This is a genomic window from Pseudomonas sp. GV047 (assembly GCF_003058245.1).
In the GTDB taxonomy this organism is placed as follows: domain Bacteria; phylum Pseudomonadota; class Gammaproteobacteria; order Pseudomonadales; family Pseudomonadaceae; genus Aquipseudomonas; species Aquipseudomonas marginalis.
In genome coordinates this window covers 162,202-182,073 of the sequence record NZ_QCWA01000010.1, presented here as the reverse complement: position 1 = coordinate 182,073, position 19,872 = coordinate 162,202, and the positions used below count along the sequence as shown (strand labels likewise).

Annotated in this window: 12 protein-coding genes; 1 reads left to right on the top strand and 11 read right to left on the bottom strand. The window is 63.1% G+C overall.

Going from position 1 to position 19,872, the window contains the following annotated elements; genetic code table 11:
* Window positions 1-48 precede the first annotated feature (48 nt).
* The gene (locus tag C8K58_RS23825) at window positions 49-3,873 is read left to right on the top strand and encodes a hypothetical protein (protein WP_133822148.1); all 3,825 of its coding nucleotides are present in this window, start codon (window positions 49-51) and stop codon (window positions 3,871-3,873) included.
* 331 nt (window positions 3,874-4,204) lie between these two features.
* Here C8K58_RS23825 and C8K58_RS23820 read toward each other — a convergent pair whose 3' ends face one another.
* The 11 genes from C8K58_RS23820 to C8K58_RS23770 form a co-directional block, all read right to left on the bottom strand.
* Window positions 4,205-5,620, bottom strand: a complete 1,416-nt coding sequence (locus C8K58_RS23820; protein WP_092359455.1) for an efflux transporter outer membrane subunit — start codon at window positions 5,618-5,620, stop codon at window positions 4,205-4,207.
* Complete coding sequence (locus C8K58_RS23815; RefSeq protein WP_027605655.1) at window positions 5,617-8,796, bottom strand: efflux RND transporter permease subunit; 3,180 nt, start codon at window positions 8,794-8,796, stop codon at window positions 5,617-5,619. Before C8K58_RS23815 ends, C8K58_RS23820 begins: the two co-directional genes overlap by 4 nt.
* A gap of 15 nt (window positions 8,797-8,811) precedes the next feature.
* Window positions 8,812-10,053, bottom strand: a complete 1,242-nt coding sequence (gene mexE, locus C8K58_RS23810; protein WP_065927800.1) for a multidrug efflux RND transporter periplasmic adaptor subunit MexE — start codon at window positions 10,051-10,053, stop codon at window positions 8,812-8,814.
* A gap of 287 nt (window positions 10,054-10,340) precedes the next feature.
* Window positions 10,341-12,551, bottom strand: a complete 2,211-nt coding sequence (locus C8K58_RS23805) for a GMC family oxidoreductase (RefSeq protein WP_108574465.1) — start codon at window positions 12,549-12,551, stop codon at window positions 10,341-10,343.
* On the bottom strand, window positions 12,548-13,060 hold the full coding sequence (locus C8K58_RS23800) for a sorbitol dehydrogenase (RefSeq protein ID WP_027605658.1): 513 nt from the start codon (window positions 13,058-13,060) through the stop codon (window positions 12,548-12,550). Before C8K58_RS23800 ends, C8K58_RS23805 begins: the two co-directional genes overlap by 4 nt.
* Window positions 13,057-14,424 carry a cytochrome C gene (locus tag C8K58_RS23795; protein ID WP_108574464.1) on the bottom strand — a complete coding sequence of 456 codons (1,368 nt, stop codon included), beginning with the start codon at window positions 14,422-14,424 and terminating at the stop codon, window positions 13,057-13,059. Before C8K58_RS23795 ends, C8K58_RS23800 begins: the two co-directional genes overlap by 4 nt.
* A gap of 156 nt (window positions 14,425-14,580) precedes the next feature.
* Window positions 14,581-15,096 (bottom strand): sterol desaturase family protein, encoded by a 516-nt coding sequence (locus tag C8K58_RS23790; protein ID WP_098479627.1) that lies wholly within the window; start codon window positions 15,094-15,096, stop codon window positions 14,581-14,583.
* A gap of 112 nt (window positions 15,097-15,208) precedes the next feature.
* Window positions 15,209-15,679, bottom strand: a complete 471-nt coding sequence (locus C8K58_RS23785; protein ID WP_065927726.1) for a response regulator — start codon at window positions 15,677-15,679, stop codon at window positions 15,209-15,211.
* Window positions 15,676-17,991 (bottom strand): ATP-binding protein, encoded by a 2,316-nt coding sequence (locus tag C8K58_RS23780; protein ID WP_027605672.1) that lies wholly within the window; start codon window positions 17,989-17,991, stop codon window positions 15,676-15,678. Before C8K58_RS23780 ends, C8K58_RS23785 begins: the two co-directional genes overlap by 4 nt.
* 10 nt (window positions 17,992-18,001) lie before the next feature.
* On the bottom strand, window positions 18,002-18,655 hold the full coding sequence (locus C8K58_RS23775) for a response regulator transcription factor (RefSeq protein WP_027605673.1): 654 nt from the start codon (window positions 18,653-18,655) through the stop codon (window positions 18,002-18,004).
* Window positions 18,652-19,830 (bottom strand): sensor histidine kinase, encoded by a 1,179-nt coding sequence (locus C8K58_RS23770; RefSeq protein ID WP_108574463.1) that lies wholly within the window; start codon window positions 19,828-19,830, stop codon window positions 18,652-18,654. Before C8K58_RS23770 ends, C8K58_RS23775 begins: the two co-directional genes overlap by 4 nt.
* Between the last annotated feature and the right edge of the window lie 42 nt (window positions 19,831-19,872).

The window sequence follows — 19,872 nt, the reverse complement described above, 5'->3', positions numbered from 1 at the left end:
TTCCGGGGCAGGGTAGACACTCTTCAATCGTGAAAGCGAGTTCTCCTGATGTCCAAGGTCGTTGCTACGCCTGAACCTGTTGCAGTGGGTTTGCCATCCACGGCCGCCGGGATTCAGCCAGATCGTTCCCCAGAGGTCATCCGTCCGGAGCCTTTGCTGCGCCCTTCGACACTGGTTCATCACATTCCAGGCCAATTGCAGGGCATCAGCGATTTTTCGCAAGCCCTGCTCGACACGGCGATACTGGAAGCCAGAAATAAGGAACGCTGGATCGCTGCCCTGGAGCACCACGTGCAGGGCAAGGCGGATCAGGACACTATCGACCTCGCCGAGATCCGCTTTTCAAGCGTCACGAGATCCACGCTGGCGACCGATGTACAGCGTGGGCGCAAGGCCCTGGCCGCTTTGGCAAATCGTCCCGGCATGCAGGCGGCCTTGGAAAAATATGGAATCGACAGCCAGACTGCCCATCTACGCATCTTCGATGGACGCTTGGAGGTATTGGACAGTGCAGGGCGCTGGATCGATTTGAGCGACTCTGTATCCGCCCGGCCAGGCTTGAAGAAACGCTTCGACACGCTGTTGGACATGGCGCGAACCACCGGACATATTCTGCACTCCACGGGCGAAGTCGATGCATTGCAGATGCTGCGCGTGACGCTGCCCAACGCCGACGGGCAGGATGTCCCGCGCTCGGCCAAGGTCATTCGCAACCTGATTGGCTGGCAGCGCCATCCGCTTCCCTCCAGCCCGCCGATGGGCAACTATACCGGGCCCTGGCTGGCGCTGGACTCGCCGCTGAAACTCAGCCAGCAAGACCGCCAAACGCTGGTTGGGTCCTTTGAACGCTTCGTCGGCCCGCAGTGGCTGGATAAGCAGCCGCCTCTTTCCGGAGACGTCGATGCGCACATCCTTGGGCGGTTACGCAGCCAGAAGAATCTCAATGTGTACCGCCAGCACCGCTTGCTGGAAGGGCTGAACGCTCCCCACGATGGTTGGCGCAAACAGCAGCTCAATCAGTTGCAGGTTACCGCCCATCTGTTGCGTATTGATCCGCACCTGGGGCAGCAGAGAAATCACGTGGCGGGGTATGACCTGTACTCGCTGCAAAATGCCGGGCTCAAGATGGCCGATGCCCGCGAAGACCTGCACATGCACCTGGTGCACCGCAAAGGCGTGAGTCCGGACGCCGTGGAGGTTGTCAGCCATCTATTCCTGGCGACTGTCGCGCCGGAATTTCTGGTGCGGGATATCCCCGACACCGTGCATATCGGTTCTCCCGCCTGGCTGGTGTTGAGGAAAACCGTTGCCCTGCTTGAAGCCCACGCGCCAGGATCGAGTCGGACCCTGACCTATGCTCAGGTGCTGGAACGCGCGGCTCTCCAGCCTCCGGCACCCCCACTGGTGCCGTTGTTCCAGGCAGCCGAGGCAGATGCGTTGCTGGATTGGGGCGTGCTCAATGGCGTGATCGCGGGCCGTGCCGATGACCGTTACACCGTGGAAGATCTGCGCAAGAGCGCGGGCAAATACAAGGACTATATCGAGACCACTCAAAAGGCCACTGCGGTCCTGCAGACCCCTCCCGTGACGCGCAGAGCCTTGGCCCAGGCGGACCTCAAGGCGGTGTTCCCAGGGCGGGACTTGGATAAGCCCGTGCAGAGAGATACCTATCCGATGCCTTTTTTCATGGCTGATCCCTCCCATGAATTGAGCTTGATCGACCTGCATATGATGGGGGCGTTGAAGAACGGTGGGTATGCGCAAAAAGTGGCCAACGGCCCCTTTGGCGGGACTACGGCAGACATAGGTAGAGAGCTCGCCGACCTGCAGGCGGGTTTTAATCGGCTTCGGTTTACCAAAGACATGCTCGACCGCTCGGTAAAGTCGGAGGTCGACACGTTCACCTCAGCCATCACCACACGTCTCAAGGACCTGTTCAGCAAAATGCCCTATCAGGACCGACAGCTGCTGGAGCGAGAAGAACTGACGTTTTACCGGGTCGAGGGCGAGTCCATCACCGCCGAAGGAAAGACCATCAGCGGTGCGGCGGAACAAACGGAGCGGGTAAAGGGGCGCTATGGTTTTATCGTTCAGGCGGGACAGGGTGACAATGCGAAATGTTTTGAGTTTTGGCCCTTGAGGGGCGAGTACTTCGAGCGTCCCGATTTCCTCAAGGCACTGGCCCGAGGCGAAGCGCAGGTGCCCCGTGTGTGGGTGACGAAACTGCAATCCCACGCGGACGGCCATGGGGCCAGGGAGTCCCAGGTACAGATACGCGCCCTGCGCGAGACCCTGCCGGCCGGCAGCGGGCGCGGATCATTGGCAGACGGCGGATACTTTTCGCAGAAAACCAGGGATTTTGCCGCCTATGTGCGGCGCCATGACCTGGTGCTCAATCGCCAGGAACTCCTGGACTCCGCCATGGGCACGACGCCGCGTGAGCGTTTCGAGGCGCGCACGCAGGAAGCGGTCAAGACCATTGAAGACCTGCTTATTCCGTTCAAGGGATGCTACGACGACATCGCCTCCGGGCGCGTGAAGACCGAGCTGGGCGCGCTCACCGGCTGTGCGCTCGACGCCGTGATGATTGGCTCCGTGGTCGCTGGCGAGGTTGTGGAAGGGGCGCAGGCTGTCAGTCGGGCAGAGACTGCCTTGTCCAAGGTGTCGGCGGCCACCAGAGCGTTTGGTGCGCTGAGCAATAACCTGTTCAACCCTGTTGCGGGTTTGGAGCAGCCGTTACAGGCAGGCTACGAATGGTTGAGCAGCCGCCCTGTTTTTCGTCTTGGCAGGCCGCTGGGGGAGCTCCGTGCGACCTGGAAGACCGCGATGAAGGAGCAACTGGGCGCGCCGCCTTTTGCCACCGAGCGTCCCCGGAAAATGCGCAGGCCTTCCGTTGACGGTGAGCAACCGAGTCCGCACGACCCGGCTCAACTACCCACTCTGGAGACCGCCCCGACACCCCTCCTTGAGCAAAGCCGCCAAGCCATTGAACGAGCACTGCCCATCGCCCGGGAGCGACTCCATGGTGCCTTGAGTGCGTTGTCTGATCCTGAGTTCGAGAAAGACCTCAAATTCGTGTGCAAAACCTTCTTCGGCGCGGATTCCGAGGAGGTCGTGGCTGCCTTTACACGCAAGCAGCGCACCATGAAAATGGATTTGGACAAGCTGGATCTTTCCAACATCAACTTCCTCGAAAACGAAGGCTCGGAGTGGCAGGCCCAGCTCCTGCCGTCGTCCTATAGCCGTTACAAAGCAGGCTATCGCCAGGAAAAATACATAGAGGTTAATGTGAACGGCGCCACAGACTATTACCGCAGCATGGGGAGTAGCGACGATGCCATGGCCAACACACTGATCCATGAGCAGGCCCATGGTTTTCCCGGTGATGAGGATTATGTCTATTCCGGCGCGATCAAAGGCGGACGCGAGGACATTGCCGACCTGCTCAACCTGGGGAACACCACGGACCCCAAGCACTTTCGCCACTTGGGTGACGAGGTGCAGGAGGCGACCTTGAGCTTGTTCGCCAAGGCGCCCCAGGCGCATAACGCCGATTCGACCCTGTTCGGCATTGCGTTGCTGGACCAGGCTAAAAACAACCGGCCGTTGTACGAGGAAAATGTGAAAGCGATTCAACAGGCGCTGGACAAGGCCAAGGCCACAGGTGGTGTAATTACCGAACAATTGCCCGTCAGGATTATTCGCAAGCGTGCAGTCAGCAGCGCTCCCTTGCCGCGCTTTGTGCTGGTGCGCCATGATCAGACCGGCAAAATCGTCCAGGTGCTGGAGCGTCTCCCCCGGCCGGGCGGGCACGGGCCTCATGCTCCACGGTCTGTCAGCGATGTCGTTCAAGAGGTGTTCAAGTGGCACTGAAGCGCATGTTTGAATGCACTGGGGAAAGACGGATTGTCTGAGCCGCAGATCAGCTTTGCCGGGCAACTGGGAATGGCGTGATGCGCCCAGCCTTATCAATACGGTTACCCAGTCGCTCCCTCTATGAGCTCTAACTGACATATTTTGGAATTCGCCGCGTAGCCGATTTCCTAAAGTGAAAAATAGCCGGCAAATTCGCCCGGTAAAATCACGACATCTCAGCTGAGCGTTACTAGGTGGCTGAGGCATTAAACAAAAAAAAGCCCCATGACCAAATAGGCCACGGGGCTAAAAATTGGCTGGATGCGACCAACCAAAGGAGCTCTTTACGTTACTGGGCAGTCGCCACGACGGTGTCCGGCTTCCAGCCACCCCCCAGCGCCTTGTAGATCGCCACAATCCCGCGATACAGGTCCACTTCGGCCTGGGCCTGGGAATCTTCGGCGGCCAGACGCTCACGTTGCGCGTCGAGCAGGACGAGGAAGTCCACGGTGCCTTCGCGGTAGCGGATCGCGGCGAGGTCGGCGGCGGCGCGGCTGGATTCGCTTTGGCGGATCAGCGAGACCAGGCGTTGCTGACGCTTGCCGTAATCGCTGAAGGCATTTTCGGACTCTTCCAGCGCCAGCAGTACTTGCTGCTCGTAGGTCGCCAGGGCGCCATCGGCTTCGGCGTCTGCACCCCGCAGACGGGCGCGGACGCTGCCCAGGTCGAAGGCGGCCCAGGTGATGCTCGGGCCCAGGGCCCAGGCATTCGCGGCGGATGAGCCGATCTGCGAACCGCGCCCGGCGGTGAAGCCGAGGAACCCGCTGAGGCTGACCCGTGGGAACAGGTCGGCCTTGGCCACGCCGATACGCGCGGTGGCGGCGGCCAGTTTGCGTTCGGCGCTGAGGATGTCCGGGCGCCGTTGCAGCAGTTGCCCCGGGTCGCCGATCGGCAACGCCTTGGCAATCGCCGGCAGGTCTTTCGGGCTCAGGTCCACGCTCAGCTTGTCGGGACGCTGGCCGAGGAGGGTGGCGATGCGGTTGCGCTCACGCACCTGTTCGGCCTGCAGTTGCGGCACGCTGGCTTCCACTGCGGCGAGGCGTGCGTCGGCACGCTCCACGTCGAGTTGGTCACCCACACCGGCATCCCGCAGGCTGACGGTGATGGTGCGCGAGTCCTGCTGGTTCTTCAGGTTGTCGAGGGCGATGCGTTCACGCAGTTGCGCGCCGCGCAGTTGACCGTAGGCGTCTACCAGTTCGGCAATCAGGGTGACTTGCAGTTGGTACAGGTCGGCCTCGGCGGCTTGCTGGTCGGCATCGGTGGCTTCCAGGTTGCGCTGGATGCGCCCGAACAGGTCCAGTTCCCAGGCCATGTCCAGGCCCAGGTCGTACCGCTCGGTCTTGACCCGGCTGGTGGTCTGGCCGGGGATCTGGCCCTTGCCCTGGTCGCTGCTGACGCGGCTGGTAATCGTCGGCATGGCGTCATTGCTGGCGTCATCGCGGATTGCACGGGCAGCACGCAGACGGGCAAACGCCACGCGCAGATCACGGTTACCTTGCAGCGATTGCGTGACCAGCTGGTTGAGGGTCGGGTCGTCGAACTGCTGCCACCAGATGCCTTCGAACTTGGCGTGGTCATACTGCTTGGCGTCCGCGGCGGCGGTGATGTTCGCCGCCTCCGGGGTCTGGGTCTTGTAGTCCGGGCCCACGGCACAGGCGCTCAGCGCCAGGACCAGCAAGCTCGGCAGGAATACTTTCACACTCATTGCTGTGTCTCCAGCTTCAAGGCCTTGGCCGCTTTGCGCGCTTCGCTGCGCTCCACATAGCGACGGATCAGTACGTAGAACACTGGTGTCAGCAACAGACCGAAGAAGGTCACCCCGATCATCCCGGAGAACACCGCCACGCCCATGGCATGACGCATCTCGGCACCGGCGCCGCTGGACAACACCAGTGGCACCACACCCATGATGAAGGCGAACGAGGTCATCAGGATCGGCCGCAGACGCAGGCGGCAGGCTTCCAGTACCGCAGCGAGCGGGTCGAGGCCTTCCTGCTGTTTGTCCTTGGCGAACTCGACGATCAGAATCGCGTTCTTGCACGCCAGGCCCACCAGTACGATCAGGCCGATCTGGGTGAAGATGTTGTTGTCGCTACCCGAGATGATTACCCCGGTAATGGCCGACAGCAGCGTCATCGGGACGATCAGGATCACCGCCAGCGGCAGGCTCCAGCTTTCGTATTGGGCGGCCAGGACCAGGAACGCCAGCAGTACGCAGAGCGGGAACACGAACAGCGCGGTGTTGCCCGAGAGGATTTGCTGATAGGTCAGGTCGGTCCACTCGTAAGTCATGCCGTTGGGCAGTTCATCCTTCAACAGTTTTTCAATCGCCGCCTGGGCCTGGCCGGAGCTGTAGCCCGGTGCCGCGTTGCCGTTGATTTCAGCGGTGATAAAGCCGTTGTAGTGCATCACGCGGTCCGGCCCCGAGGTGTCGCTGACCTTGATAAAGGTCGCCAGCGGGATCATCTCGCCCTTGTTGTTGCGTACTTTCAGCTGGCCGATCTGGTCGGCGTCCTGGCGGAACTGTTGTTCAGCCTGCACGTTGACCTGGTAGGTACGCCCGAAGCGGTTGAAGTCGTTGGCATACAAGGAACCCAGGTAGACCTGCAGGGTGTCGAAGATGTCGCTGATCGCCACGCCGTGGGTCTTGGCCTTTTCGCGGTCGATGGCGGCATCGACCTGGGGCACGTTGACCGTGTAGCTGGTGAACAGGCCGAACAACTCGGGCACGCCACGGCTCTTGGTGATGACGTTCTGCACTTCTTTGTACAGCTCGTCATAGCCGAGGTTGCCACGGTCTTCGATCTGCAGGCGGAACCCGCCGATGGTGCCCAGGCCCTGTACCGGCGGCGGTGGGAAGATCGCCATGTAGGCTTCTTCGATGTTGGCGTATTGGCCGTTCAGCGCACCGGCAATCGCACCGGCGGACATGCTCGGGTCTTTACGCTCATCGAACGGCTTCAAGGTCACGAACACGATGCCGCTGTTCGGGCTGTTGGTGAACCCGTTGATCGACAGGCCAGGGAACGCAATCGCAGCTTCCACACCGGGCTGCTTCAGGGCGATCTCCGACATGCGCTTCATCACGTTTTCGGTGCGGTCCAGGCTCGCAGCATCGGGCAGTTGGGCGAAGGCCACCAGATATTGCTTGTCCTGGGCCGGTACGAAACCGGTCGGGGTGTGGGCAAACCCGAAGAAGGTCAGCACCATCAGGCCGGCGTACACGAACAGGGCAATGCCCGTGCCGCGAATCACCCGGCGTACGGTACCCACGTAGCCATGGCTGGACTTTTCGAAAAAGCGGTTGAAGGGACGGAACAGCCAGCCACCGAGGAGCTTGTCGAGGACCTTCGAGAAACGATCCTTCGGTGCATCGTGACCGCGCAGCAACACGGCGGCCAGGGCAGGGGACAGGGTCAGCGAGTTAAACGCCGAGATCACCGTCGAGATCGCAATGGTCAAGGCGAACTGTTTGTAGAACTGCCCGGTCAAGCCACTGATAAACGCCGCTGGAATGAACACCGCACACAGCACCAGCGCCGTGGCGATGATCGGGCCGGTCACTTCGCTCATGGCTTTTTCAGTCGCCGGGAACGGCTCCAGGCCCAGCTCGATGTTACGTTCGACGTTCTCCACCACCACGATAGCGTCGTCCACCACGATACCGATGGCCAGTACCAATCCGAACAGCGACAGCGCGTTGAGGGAGAAGCCGAACAGGTGCATCACCGCAAAGGTCCCGATCAACGAGACCGGCACCGCCACCAACGGAATGATCGAGGCGCGCCAGGTCTGCAGGAACAGGATCACCACCAGCACCACAAGGATCAGCGCTTCGAACAGGGTGTGCACCACCGCTTCGATGGAACCGCGCACAAAGATCGTCGGGTCATAGGCGATGCGGTAATCCATGCCGGCCGGGAAGCTCTTTTTCAGCTCGGCCATCTTGGCGCGCACATCGTTGGAGATGTCGATGGCATTGGAGCCGGGGCGCTGGAAAATCGGAATTGCGACGGCCGGCTGGTTATCGATCAGCGAGCGCAGCGCGTATTGGCTCGACCCCAACTCGACCCGGGCGATGTCCCTGAGGCGCGTGATTTCACCGTTGGCGCCGGCGCGGATCACAATGTTCTCGAACTCTTCCTCGGTGACCAGGCGGCCCTGGGTGTTCACCGACAACTGGAAGCTGGTGTCCGACGGTGCAGGCTGGGCGCCCAGGGCACCGGCTGCCACCTGGCGGTTCTGCTCGCGGATCGCGGTGACCACATCGGTCGCAGTCAGGTTGCGCGAGGCGGTCTTGTTCGGATCCAGCCAGACACGCAGGGAGTAGTCGCCCATGCCGAACAACTGCACGTCGCCGACGCCGCCCAGGCGGGCCAGTTCATCCTTGATATTGAGGATCGCGTAGTTGGACAGGTACAGCATGTCGTAGCGCTGATCCGGGGAGGTCAAGTGCACCACCATGGTCAGGTCGGGGGAGGCCTTGTCCACGGTGATACCGATGCGCGTCACTTCCTCAGGCAGTTTTGGCTGAGTCCGTGTCACCCGGTTTTGCACCTGCACCTGCGCATTGTCCAGGTCGGTGCCCAGGGCGAAGGTGATGGTCAGGGTCAGCTTGCCGTCGGCCGTCGATTGCGAGGACATGTACAGCATGCCCTCGACGCCGGTGATGGCTTGCTCCAGCGGCGCGGCCACGGTTTCACCGATGACCTTGGGGTTGGCGCCCGGGAAGTTGGCGCGTACCACCACGGTCGGCGGCACGACTTCCGGGTATTCGCTGATCGGCAATTGGAACAGCGAGATCGCACCGGCGATCAGGATCAGCAGCGACAGCACCGCTGCGAAGATCGGCCGTGAAATGAAGAACTTGGAAAAATTCATCTTGAGTCGTATCCCTTAACCGCGTGGAGACGCAACGGCTGCGAGCTTGGGCGCGGTTTTTTCCGGCGCCACTTGCTCCAGGTTGCTGGCTTCAAGCGCTTGTCGTTGTTGGGCCAAGGCGGCGAGGGTTTCCTTGCTGGCCATCGGAATGGTTTCCGGGGCGACCGGCGAGCCGGGGCGCGCGCGTTGCAGGCCCTTGACGATAATGGTGTCGTCCTTGTTCAGGCCGCTGCGCACGATGCGCAGGCCTTCGATCTTCGGCCCCAGTTCCACCGCGCGATACGCCGGCTTGTCGCCTTCCATCACCAGCACGAACTTCTTGCCCAGGTCGGTGCCGACGGCCTCGTCGTTGATCAGCACGGCGGAGTAGGTGCCGCTGCCGACCAGCTTCAGGCGCGCATACAGGCCAGGGGTGTATTCGCCCTTGCTGTTATCGAACACGGCGCGCCCACGGATGGTGCCGGTGGCCGGGTTGACCTGGTTGTCGACGAAGTTCATCTGGCCCAGGTGCGGGTTGCCGGTTTCGTTGGACAGCCCCAGGTACACCGGGGTGGTGGCGCCACGGCGGCCTTGGCGAGCCAGTTCGGTGTACTTGAGGTACACACGTTCATCGGCGTCGAAGTAGGCGTAGACCTTGTCGGTGGAGACCACGCTGGTCAGCGCGGTAACGTCGGCGGTCACCAGGTTGCCGGCGGTGATTTCGGCACGGCTGACACGGCCGCTGATCGGCGAGGTCACGCGGGTAAAACTCAGGTTCAGCTTGGCCAGGTCCAACTGCGCCTGGATCCCGGCGACGGCGGCGCGGGCTTCCTGGGCGGCGGTGGTGCGCGAGTCGGCCAGTTCGGCGGAGATCGCATTGCTCTGGCGCAGGCGTTCGCCGCGCTGGGCTTCGTTATCGCTGCGGGTGGCGGCGGCTTTGGTTTGAGCCAGCTGGGCTTCAAGGCGGCGCACTTCGGCCTGGAACGGACGCGGGTCGATCTGGAACAGCAGGTCGCCTTTCTTGACCAAAGCGCCTTCGGTGAAAGCGACTTGGTCAATCTGGCCAGAGACCCGTGGACGAATCTGTACGGTTTCGGGCGCTTCCAGGCGACCGGTGAATTCATCCCACTCGTTGACCGGCTGCTCAAGCACCTTGGCCACGCTGACTTTTGCCGGTGGCATGGCGGCCGCTTGTTCCGGGGTCTTGCCGCACGCGCTCATCACCACCACGGCCAGGATCGCCAGGGGGAAGCGCAAATGTTTGAGTGACTGTTCCATGAGGTGCATCCGCCAATGTATTTGAGATGGGCGGATCATGCGCGGCGACGCGGTATGTCACGAATCGAATGAAGCAAAGGTAACTATCATTCGGAATGATATAAGCGCGGGATTAGCCCTCTAGCATGGGGCTTTCGTTAGGGGGCTATCAATGGGCGTGATGACAAAGGACTGTTGTCGAGGGTGCAAGGAACTATTTCAACAGCGGTTTGCAGGGGGCGACGAAGGCCAGGATGGGTAAAAAAACGCCCGGTTCACCTGAGCCGGGCGCCAATCTCCAGGGTGCGTCAGGCGGTACCGAACCCCACCTGCACCGTCAGCGCCCCCTGGTTATCCCCCAAACCAATGCCATAACGCCCCTCCAGATCATCATTGATACACAGCTGCAATTCCCCGGTCTGCCCCGCCGGAATCTCCGCCAGGTCACCCACCAGAAACGGTGTCCCGCTGCTGCTCACCCGGCCAATCAGCGCCCCCTCATTGGCACCCGGCAAGGTGTAGCCCGCCTTGGCGATCAACCCCGGGCTGCCGTTGCCATCGACCATGCCGCCCACCGGGCTGGCCAGCCACTTGCCGCTGACATACCGCACCCGGCGCGGGCTCGGGCCGCTGATCTGCACGCCGGTGCCTTGCCATGGCTGGTTGGCCTGCACCTGTAGCGTCGCGGCCTTAAGCTCGTTGCACAGGGTGTCGCCGGCCTGGATCGACAGCGCGGCGATGGTCAGGCTGGGGTTGGAGGTGCCGGTGGTGGGGAACACGCCGTCACCCACCAGGAACAGGTTGTTGTGGTCCCAACTGCGTTGGCTCTTGTCCACCACCGAGGTCTTGGGGTCGTCCCCCATGCGGTAGGTGCCCATCAAATGCCCGGCACCCTGGAACGAATAGGATTGCCCTTGGTAGGTGAACACCCCGGGCGGGATGTCGGCAGTCAGTTCGGTAGCCCCGAGCAGTTCGGTGATGACATGGCTGGCCAGGATCCGCGCCTGTTTGAAACCTTCCTTGGTGTAGTCGGACAGGTCGTAGTGGATTTCCGGGCGCGGGATGCCCAGGCGGTCCTTGTATTGGCTGGAAGGCACGATATAGCAGTTGGCGTTATTGGGATCTTCCTCCACTTGCTCCACCAGGAAACCTATCCGAAATTGCCGTGTGAGCAGGTTGTTCAGCTGTTGCACCAGCGCCGTGCCGAACAGCACCTGGGACGCGCCCGTGGCGTTTGGCAGCGGGTTGGTGTGGCTGACGTTAGTGCCATCGATCAGGTCGGCGACGGTGGTGTAGGGATCGCCGATCGGCCAGTTGAAGCCCTCGTTGCCGATCTCGATCCGCCAGGCCGCGCGCTGGCTGCGGAAGGCGCCGTCGCGCAGGCTTTCGATGCCGGAGGTGGACACCGGGCCGCGATACGGGAAGACCGTCTTGCCTTCGGGCATCAGGCCCCAGGCCAGGTAGATCGGGTGGTCCGCCAGGCTGCGCCCGACCTGGCCGCTGCTGTTGGCCACGCCGTTGGGCCAGGCGCTGCTGGTGGAATTGAGCAGCAACTTGGGCGTCTCGATGGCATGGGCGGCGATCACATAACGTTGCCCCACGGCCACGCCGGTGCCGGTCGGTGGTCCATCGCCGAGTTGGTACTGGATGAACTCGATACCGCTGATGCTGTTGTCCGCCGCCACGGTGACCTTGCTCGCCACGGTCTTGTACAGCACCCGCACATTGCCGGTGTTGAGCGCGTTGTTCATGGTCACCGTGGCATCGTACTTGGCCTGGATCGGGCAGATCGGCGTGCAGTTGGTGTTACCCGCGCACACCCGTCGCCCGGCATACGGCTGCGAGTTGCGCCCGGCCGGCGTCGGGCTGACCACCAGGGGCAGGCCCTCGAACGACTGGCCCTGCACCGCGCTGACGAAGCTGCCATCGACCAGCGACAGCGGGATACTGGTCATCGGGTATTCATAGTTGGCCGGGAAGGTAATGCCCAGGTACGCCTGGTCGGCCACATTCGCGGCCACACCGATTTCCGCCTCGGCACGGCAATAGGCGCTTTGCAGGTCGTTGTAGCTGATCGGCCAGTCCACCCCTACGCCATACAGCGTCTTCATCTTGAAGTCATTCGGCAACATACGCAGGCAGGTGGCGACCCAATGCCAGGTGGTGCCGCCGCCCACGCGCTCGTAGGTACTGGTGAACGGCAGCGGGCCTTTTTGCACCAGATAGCTGATGTCGGGGTTGTTCCAGCCGTTGATCAGGTCGGCGATGGTCGCGCGCGGTGCGTTCTGTTCGGCGGGGTTGCGCGCCGGGCTCAGGGTGCTCACCGGCGGGTAGGGTGATTCGGGGGTCTTCAACGTCGCGGTATAGAAACGCTCCAGGTACTGGTTACGATTGGGCGGGATCTCCGGCCCCGATTCCAGCACCAGCACTTGCACTCCGGCCAGGCCCAATTGATAGGCAATGAGGCTGCCCGCAAGGCCCGCACCGACAATCACCACATCTGCTTGTTCGCTACTCATGACGATGCTCCTGGCTGCGTGCTGGCGTTAACCCCGGTGAAGTCTTCCAGGCTGGGCGGCGGGCTGTTCCAGTAGCCGAAGAAGAACTCGCTGTAGCCCATGGGGTGGGCCTGGGCAATACTCCACGCCCAGCTCTGGGTGTAGGCCTCGTCACTCACCACGGTTTGCTCGTCGACCGGGAAGGCACCCTGGGTATACGGCTGGTACCACACGCCCAGCAGCCAGAGCTTCATGATCGCGCGTGCCACCTGGGCGGTTTGCGTCGGTGCCGGTTGGCCGTTCTGCATCAGGATCGCTGTGCCGATTTGCTGCGGTGTCGCCTGCTCGGCCGCCAGCGTGGCGTACTGGGCCAGCAGGGCGCTGAGCACGCTTTGGCCGACACGCGGGCCGATGAAGTTGAGAAAGGTGCTGGGCAGGCCGATGGGATCCACGGAGGGCGCCAGCAGTTCCTGATCGATGCCGGTGAGCACCACGCTCAGGCCGGTGAAATTGTCCAGGTCGGTACTCATGGCTGACTCCTTGTCACACCGGTGGATTGGGCGCGCTCGAGCAGGTAGGTGAAGTCCGCGAAGCTGGTGCGCGGCGACTGGGTCACGTGGGTGGCGGCATTGCCGTGACAGGCGATGCAACTGGACGACGCCTGGGGCACGGTGCCCTGGATATAGGTCTCCAGCGTGGCATTGGCGAGGAACGACGGCGCCGGGTTGCCCAGCGGCCGGGTTGCGGAGATCTGGCACGGCGGCTGGCCGCTGAGCGTCGGCCACTGGGTGCTGATCAGCTGGTAGTTGGCCCATACGCTGTTGGGATTCACTGTGCGCAGCAGGGTCTGGTAGGTGGTGTTGAGGGCCTTGGTTTCATCCGTCAACGGTATCTCGCGCACGATCTGCGAGGGCGTGGCCTTCACCGCCGGGTTCCATGGCCGGGGCGGCGGCTGGTTGACCTCGGCCTGGCTGCTGGCGTTGTAGAACAGGTACGGGCCTTTGCGCTCGGCGGGCGGCGTGGTCTTTTCCGGCACATTGTCGACGTGCTCGAAGGTCGACCACACCCACTGCGGCGCGCTGGTGGTCTTGTGCACGATATGCAGGCCCACCAGCCCGACCGGCTCGGCCACGCAGGACTCGGCCACCACCGGCCCCTTGCTCGGGTCGCTGTTGCCCGGCGTATACACCAGGGCGTCAACGCTATGGAAGCTGGCGGGATTGTCGTTGCCGTCCAACACCTTCCACGCGGCCTTGACCATCAGCGAACCCACCTCACTGGTGCTCGGGTTACCGCAACTGAACGCCACCGCATTGGTCGGGCTGGCGGCAAAAAACGCCTGTTGGCCCTGGATGCTGTAGAGGCCGTTGTTGACGATGCCGTCGAACATGGCTTGGTTGACCACGATTTCATTGCGCGTGTACACGCCGCTCTGGTCCACCAGGGGGCCGCTTTCAAACGGCTGGATAAACTCGTCGAGCACATCCGGAACCTTGCCCATCTGTTGCAGCAAGCGCCCGGAACCCTTGCCTTCACAGGCTTTCGGTATGCTGGCGGGCGCATGAAAAGGCAGCGGCTTCTGCCCTTGGGCCAGGAATATCTGATAGCTCTCCTTATAGCTTTCCCACACGGTGGCCGCGTCCTGCTGGCCGATCTGCACAGCGCTGTTGGGTTGACCCGTGTCCAGGGCCGGCCAGTTCAGCGCGATGAACGTCTGCCACGACATTTCATCGAAGTTGGCTTGCAGGCTGGACAGGGAAAAGGGCGGGGTCGCCGTGACATCGAAGGGTATTTGCGTAGACAACGTGGGGGCCGCGACGACCAGGGGGCTCAGCAACGCGCCAAACAGCGCACAGCCGAACCCGGGCCGGGGGCGATGGGTTTCCATTCTCATCGGTATCTCCTAGGCATCAGGCGCCGGGAGACAGTGGGTCCGTCATGGACTCTTCAATGCGCCTCCTGGCACGGGCTAGAGCGTAGATAAGGTTGGCGGCGCAGGTGTATGGGCGGCTAGATTTGTTCGTAATAAAAACAATCGCCAAGAGGCGGTTCAGGCGCGCCCTGTTCGAATGTAAGTGCGAAACACATGGTCCCACAGCGGTGAAGACACCCCGAAGTTCTTCTCGATGCCTTTGCGATGATGCAGGTCGTGATTGGCCACCAGCCCCGGAATAAATCCATAGGCCCAATGCTGCGGGCGGTGCATCACGTAATGCAGCGAGATGTAGACGAAATAGCCCGCTACGGCGCCGATAAAGGCCGAGGCTAGGCCGGTGGACCAGGCGAGCAGCAACAGCACGGCGAAGGTCGAGCTGGTTTTCCAGCTGGACACGCCGATGTAGGCCAGCACGTCGATGTGGTGGGTCCAATGCTCGCGGCGATACAGCGAGTGGAACAGGAAACGGTGCGCCGAATATTCCACCAAGGTCCAGGCCAGCAGGCCCGACAGTGCCAGCCAAGGCTCAAAGGGCGCCAGATAGAGGGCTGCCACCACGAACAGCGGAACGGTGAAGAAATCGAGGTAATAAGCAACCGATGACATCAGCCATTTATTGGAAGCAGCCATGCGCGGAATATCCCTGTAGGGCGAAATGGACGGGCGCAGGATTGTCCGGTGTCGGGCCGCCGTATACAACTGCCCGGCGCTGGCTACGTGGTGGATTTGTGAGCCAATCGCCCTAGCAGCGTCGAATAGCCGTTGATCCGCTGCGCTGCAACAACTCAATCCGGTCCGCCGGCACCAGCGTGCGCAAGGTCTTGTACAGCACCCGGGTTTCCAGCAGGTTCCATACCCGCAGCATGGTTTCCAGCGCGTCCAGGGGTTTGCTGATGAAGTCCCGGGCGCCCAGGGCCAGGGCGCGCAGGCGTGTGTCGCGGGTGGCGTCGGCAGTGAGCACCAGGATCGGCAGGTATTCACCCTGGGGGATGCGCCGGTTGAGTTGCTCCAGCACGGCAAAGCCGTCGAATTCCGGCATGTGCAGGTCGAGGATCACCAGGTCCGGCTCGAAGCTGTTGAACAACTCCAGGGTGCGCAGTGGCTGGGTGCTGCTCAGCACGTTGGTCAGCCCTTCGCGCGCCAGCAGTTGCTCCACCAGGTCGAGGTTCGGGCGTTGGTCGTCGATGATCAGGATACGCAGGTCGAGGTTCACGCGGGCTCCGGAAAGGCTTGGTCGAGGTGGGCGAGAAACGCCGGCACGTTGATCGGTTTGTTCAATACCGCGGTGGCGCCGGCCTCCTGCAAGGCCTGGCGGGTAAGGTCGCTGGCGTCGGCGGTGATCATCAGCACCGGTGTGTCGCGGGTGATCGGTGACTGACGCAGGCGTTGCAGCACCTTCAAGCCATTGATGTCCGGCAGCGACACATCCAGCAGAATCAACTGGGGTGCGTGCTGCGCGGCGAGGTCCAGGCCCAGTTGGCCTTGCATGCTCGACAGCAGCCGTATGCCGGGCCGGCGTTGCAGCAGGGTTTCGATCAGCGCCAGGCTGGAGAGGTTGTCCTCGATGCACAACACCTTGCCCTCGAAGGTGTTGACGACGGGAGCTGGGCGCTTCAATTCGGTGTCGATGCCGGGCGTGGCAATACTCTGGGCGTGGGCCACGCGCACGAAGGGCAGTTCCAGGGTGAAGCGCGAACCGACGCCAGGCTGGCTCTGCACCTTGAGTCGGCCGTCCATGTTCTCCAGCAGGCTTTTACTCAGTGCCAGGCCCAGGCCGCTGCCTTCCACATTCGGGTCGGCCCCCAGGCGTTCGAAAGGCTTGAACAGTTGCCCCATATGATCGGCTGCGATGCCGTTGCCGGTATCGCACACAGCCACGCTGACTCGTTGTCCACGGATATCGACCTCAAGGCTCACCTGACCATCGCGCCGGTTGTATTTGATCGCATTGGACAGCAGGTTCAGCAGCACCTGGGTCAGGCGCTGGCGGTCGGCAACGATGCCCGTATCCGCCGCCAGTGCCGGCAGCGGCCGCAACTGCACGCCTGCGTCGGCGGCCATGGGCGACACCAGCGTCAGCGCCTCTTGCAAGGTGCCCGCCAGCGGGATCGGCACGATATTCAACGCCAGGCTTCCGGCCTCGATCTTGGCGATGTCCAACACCTCGTTGATCAGCGTGAGCAGGTGCTGGCCGGCGCGCAGAATGTGACCGACATCGGCCTTTTGCGCCTTGGGCGCGTCCATGTCCAGCAGTTGCGCAAAGCCCAGGATCGAGTTGAGCGGGGTCCGCAGTTCGTGGCTCATGCGCGACAGGAATTGGCTTTTGGCGCGGCTGGCGCGTTCGGCTTCCTCGCGGGCGGTGCGCAGGGCGATCTCCGCCGCGCGGCGGTCGGTGATGTCGCGGGTGATCTTGGAAAAACCGCGCAGGGCGCCGGTGCCGTCGTACTGCGCCGTGATCACCACGCTGGCCCAGAACCGCGTGCCGTCCTTGCGGCAGCGCCAGCCTTCTTCGGTGTAATCGCCGTTGCGGGTGGCCTCGCGCAACGCCATGTCCGGGTGCTGCGGGCATTCCTGGGGCAGGTAGAACAGCGAGAAATGCTGGCCGATGATCTCCTGCTCGGTATAGCCCTTGATCCGCTCGGCGCCGTTGTTCCAACTGGTGACATGGCCCGCCGTGTCGAGGGCGAAGATCCCGTAGTCCTTGACCCCATCGATGATCAGCCGCAAGCGCTCTTCGTTGTCGCGCAAGGCGCGCTCGCGCTCGGCCAGCAACAGTCCGGCCTCCACCAGGCTGGTGCCCAACTGGCCGATTTCGTCTTTTTCCGGCGGCTGTGGCAGCAGCGGCGAGCCCAGGGCCAGGCGCTGGGCATTGCGCTGCACATTCTGCACCCGGGCGACAATGCCCTTGGACAGAAACAGCACCGCGACAATCGCCCCGAACAACCCGCAGATCGCCGCCAGCCAGGTCGACAGCAACAAGCGCTGGCGGGTCTCGGACGCAGCGGCGCTGCGCTCGGCCAGCAACGACGCCTCAAGGGTGAGCATGGTGCTGATGTGTTGGCGCAGGGCGTCGAGGATGTGCTTGTTGCTGATCAGGATGGCACTGATGGACTCCGGTGTGGCGTCGCTGTCCTTGAGCATTTCCTCCAGCCCGTCGACCTTGCCGTCGATCAGCGGCTTGATCGCGCTGAGCTGCTCGCGCACCCGTGGATCGCGCACGTTGCGGTCCAGTCGGTGCAGGGCCGACTCGATCTGGGGCTTGGCGTTCAGGTAGCTGGGCAGGAAGTCTTCGCGGCGGGTGAGCAGGTAACCGCGCACACTGGCGGCGGCTTCCGCGAGCAGGGTATGCACGGCCTGGATATCGCCTTGCACGCGTAAAACCCGGCGCACATCCTCTTCGGCACGGGCGGTCTGGCGTTCCGTGGTGTAGATCAGCACCAGGGACAGCAACAGCACCACCAGTGGCAGTGAAATCACCACCAGCGCCTTGCCGCGCAGCGGCAGGTCGGCCCAACGCTTTCTCATTTGGGCCGCCTCATGTGGGTGTCACCAGGCCCAAGGCGATGCCCCGCACGGCGGCCTGGGTACGGTCAGCCGCGCCGAGCTTGCCGATCACCCGCTCGACATGGGCCTTGGCCGTGCCGGTGGTAATGCCCAGGTGTTCGCCGATGGCGCGGTTGCTCATGCCGTTGGCGACCAGGCCGAGGACCTGGCGTTCCCGTGGGGTGAGCGGTTCGCCGGGGGCGGCACCGCTGGCCTGGCGTTCGGTCATGCGCCGCAACAGCCGGGCGCTGACCGCCGTGTTGAGCGCTTCGCCACCGGCGGCCACGTGTTGCAGCGCCTGGATCACCTCGGCGCGGCTGGCGTCTTTGAGCAAGTAGCCCACCGCACCGGCATTCATGGCCGCCTCCAGGTACTCGGGGCTGTCGTCCATGGTGAACATCACCACCTTCACCGCCGGCAGGCGTTGTTGCAGCAAGCGTGCGGCGCCCAGGCCATTGAGCCCGGGCATGCGAATGTCGAGGATGACAATATCCGGCAGCAGTTGCTCACACAGCTCCACCGCTTGCAGGCCATCGCTGGCCTGGCCGACCACCTCGAACTGCGGATGGCCGGCCAGCAGGGAGACAAAGCCGGTGCGCGTGACTTCATGGTCGTCCGCCAGCACCAGGCGCAGGACGTGGGTCATTGGGGGACTCCAATCAAGTGCGCAGGCACGCGCGCGTGCAGCCGGGTACCGCCGTCGACGGTGCTGACGCAGGTGAAGCTGCCGCCCAACAGGCTGGCGCGCTCCTGCATGGTGGCGAGGCCCAGATGCTGGGCGTCATCCGTTGATGGCTCTGCCTTGAAGCCTCGGCCATTGTCGTCCAGCCGCAGGGACGCCTGGCCGTCGTGCAGCGCCAGGGCCAGTTGCACTTGGCTGGCGCGCGCATGCTTGAGCACATTGTTGATGGCTTCCTGGCCGATCCGGAACAAGGCGATTTCCACCTGGCTGGGTAAGCGCGCCTCACAGTACGCCTGCCACACCACGTTGATGCCGGCGTCACGCAGGCGGTCGGCCTCCTTATCGAGGGCTTTGAACAAGCCGAAATCATCCAGCACCGTGGGACGCAGGCCCGCAATCAGTTGCCGGCCCTCGCCAACCGAGTGTTGGGCCAGGGTAAGAATCGCCTCGAGGTCGGCGGCCAATGCCTCCGGCAGCGGCGGGCAGCGCCCGGCAAAGCCTTGCAGCCGCTGGTGCAGGCCCGCCAGGGTTTGCGCCAGGCCATCGTGGAGGTCGTAGGCGACGCGCTTGCGTTCGTCTTCCTGGGCGCGGAGCAAGCGGTTGACCAGGTCGGACAGGGTTTTGTCGCGCAGCTTGAGGGTACTCAGCAGCCGGTCGTTTTCCAGGTGGGCGGCCAGCAATGTGGCGAGCAGTTGCAGGGATTCGCTGTCTTCGTGCTCCGGCGCCCGCAGGCTGACGCTATTGCCCAGCACCAGTACACCAAAGGCATCGCCGTCACCGGCGCGCAACGGCACTTGCAAGACGCTGGGCACGTCCTCGGATGGCCGCTCCTGCCAACACGCCGTGCGCAGGCTGCGGTCGGCGAGGGCGGCCAGGCTGCCCAAGCGCGACGGGTTGCCATGGCGGGCGCTGGTATAGGCGATGCCCTCGGCGTCCCACTCCTGCAGCAGCCCGTGGTCCATGGCCAGAAACGCGCAGGCCCGCGCGAGCACGCGTTCGCGCATGGCGTCGGGGGACAGTTGGCGCAACTCCTGGCCGGTATCCACCAACAGCCGCAGGCGCGCCGTACGACTTTGCGATTGGCGAAAGTGCGCGCGCATGGCCAGGGCGCTGCCGGGATCATGGGGCGTGTCATGCATGGTTGATGCTCCATTGCTGCGGGCGCGAGGGCAGCTATTAAA

Coding starts and splice junctions, on each gene's coding strand:
- C8K58_RS23825 (WP_133822148.1), top strand. CDS start 49: ATGTCCAAGGTCGTTGCTACGCCTGAACCTGTTGCAGTGGGTTTGCCA.
- C8K58_RS23820 (WP_092359455.1), bottom strand. CDS start 5,620: ATGAGTGTGAAAGTATTCCTGCCGAGCTTGCTGGTCCTGGCGCTGAGC.
- C8K58_RS23815 (WP_027605655.1), bottom strand. CDS start 8,796: ATGAATTTTTCCAAGTTCTTCATTTCACGGCCGATCTTCGCAGCGGTG.
- mexE (WP_065927800.1), bottom strand. CDS start 10,053: ATGGAACAGTCACTCAAACATTTGCGCTTCCCCCTGGCGATCCTGGCC.
- C8K58_RS23805 (WP_108574465.1), bottom strand. CDS start 12,551: ATGAGTAGCGAACAAGCAGATGTGGTGATTGTCGGTGCGGGCCTTGCG.
- C8K58_RS23800 (WP_027605658.1), bottom strand. CDS start 13,060: ATGAGTACCGACCTGGACAATTTCACCGGCCTGAGCGTGGTGCTCACC.
- C8K58_RS23795 (WP_108574464.1), bottom strand. CDS start 14,424: ATGAGAATGGAAACCCATCGCCCCCGGCCCGGGTTCGGCTGTGCGCTG.
- C8K58_RS23790 (WP_098479627.1), bottom strand. CDS start 15,096: ATGGCTGCTTCCAATAAATGGCTGATGTCATCGGTTGCTTATTACCTC.
- C8K58_RS23780 (WP_027605672.1), bottom strand. CDS start 17,991: ATGAGAAAGCGTTGGGCCGACCTGCCGCTGCGCGGCAAGGCGCTGGTG.
- C8K58_RS23775 (WP_027605673.1), bottom strand. CDS start 18,655: ATGACCCACGTCCTGCGCCTGGTGCTGGCGGACGACCATGAAGTCACG.
- C8K58_RS23770 (WP_108574463.1), bottom strand. CDS start 19,830: ATGCATGACACGCCCCATGATCCCGGCAGCGCCCTGGCCATGCGCGCG.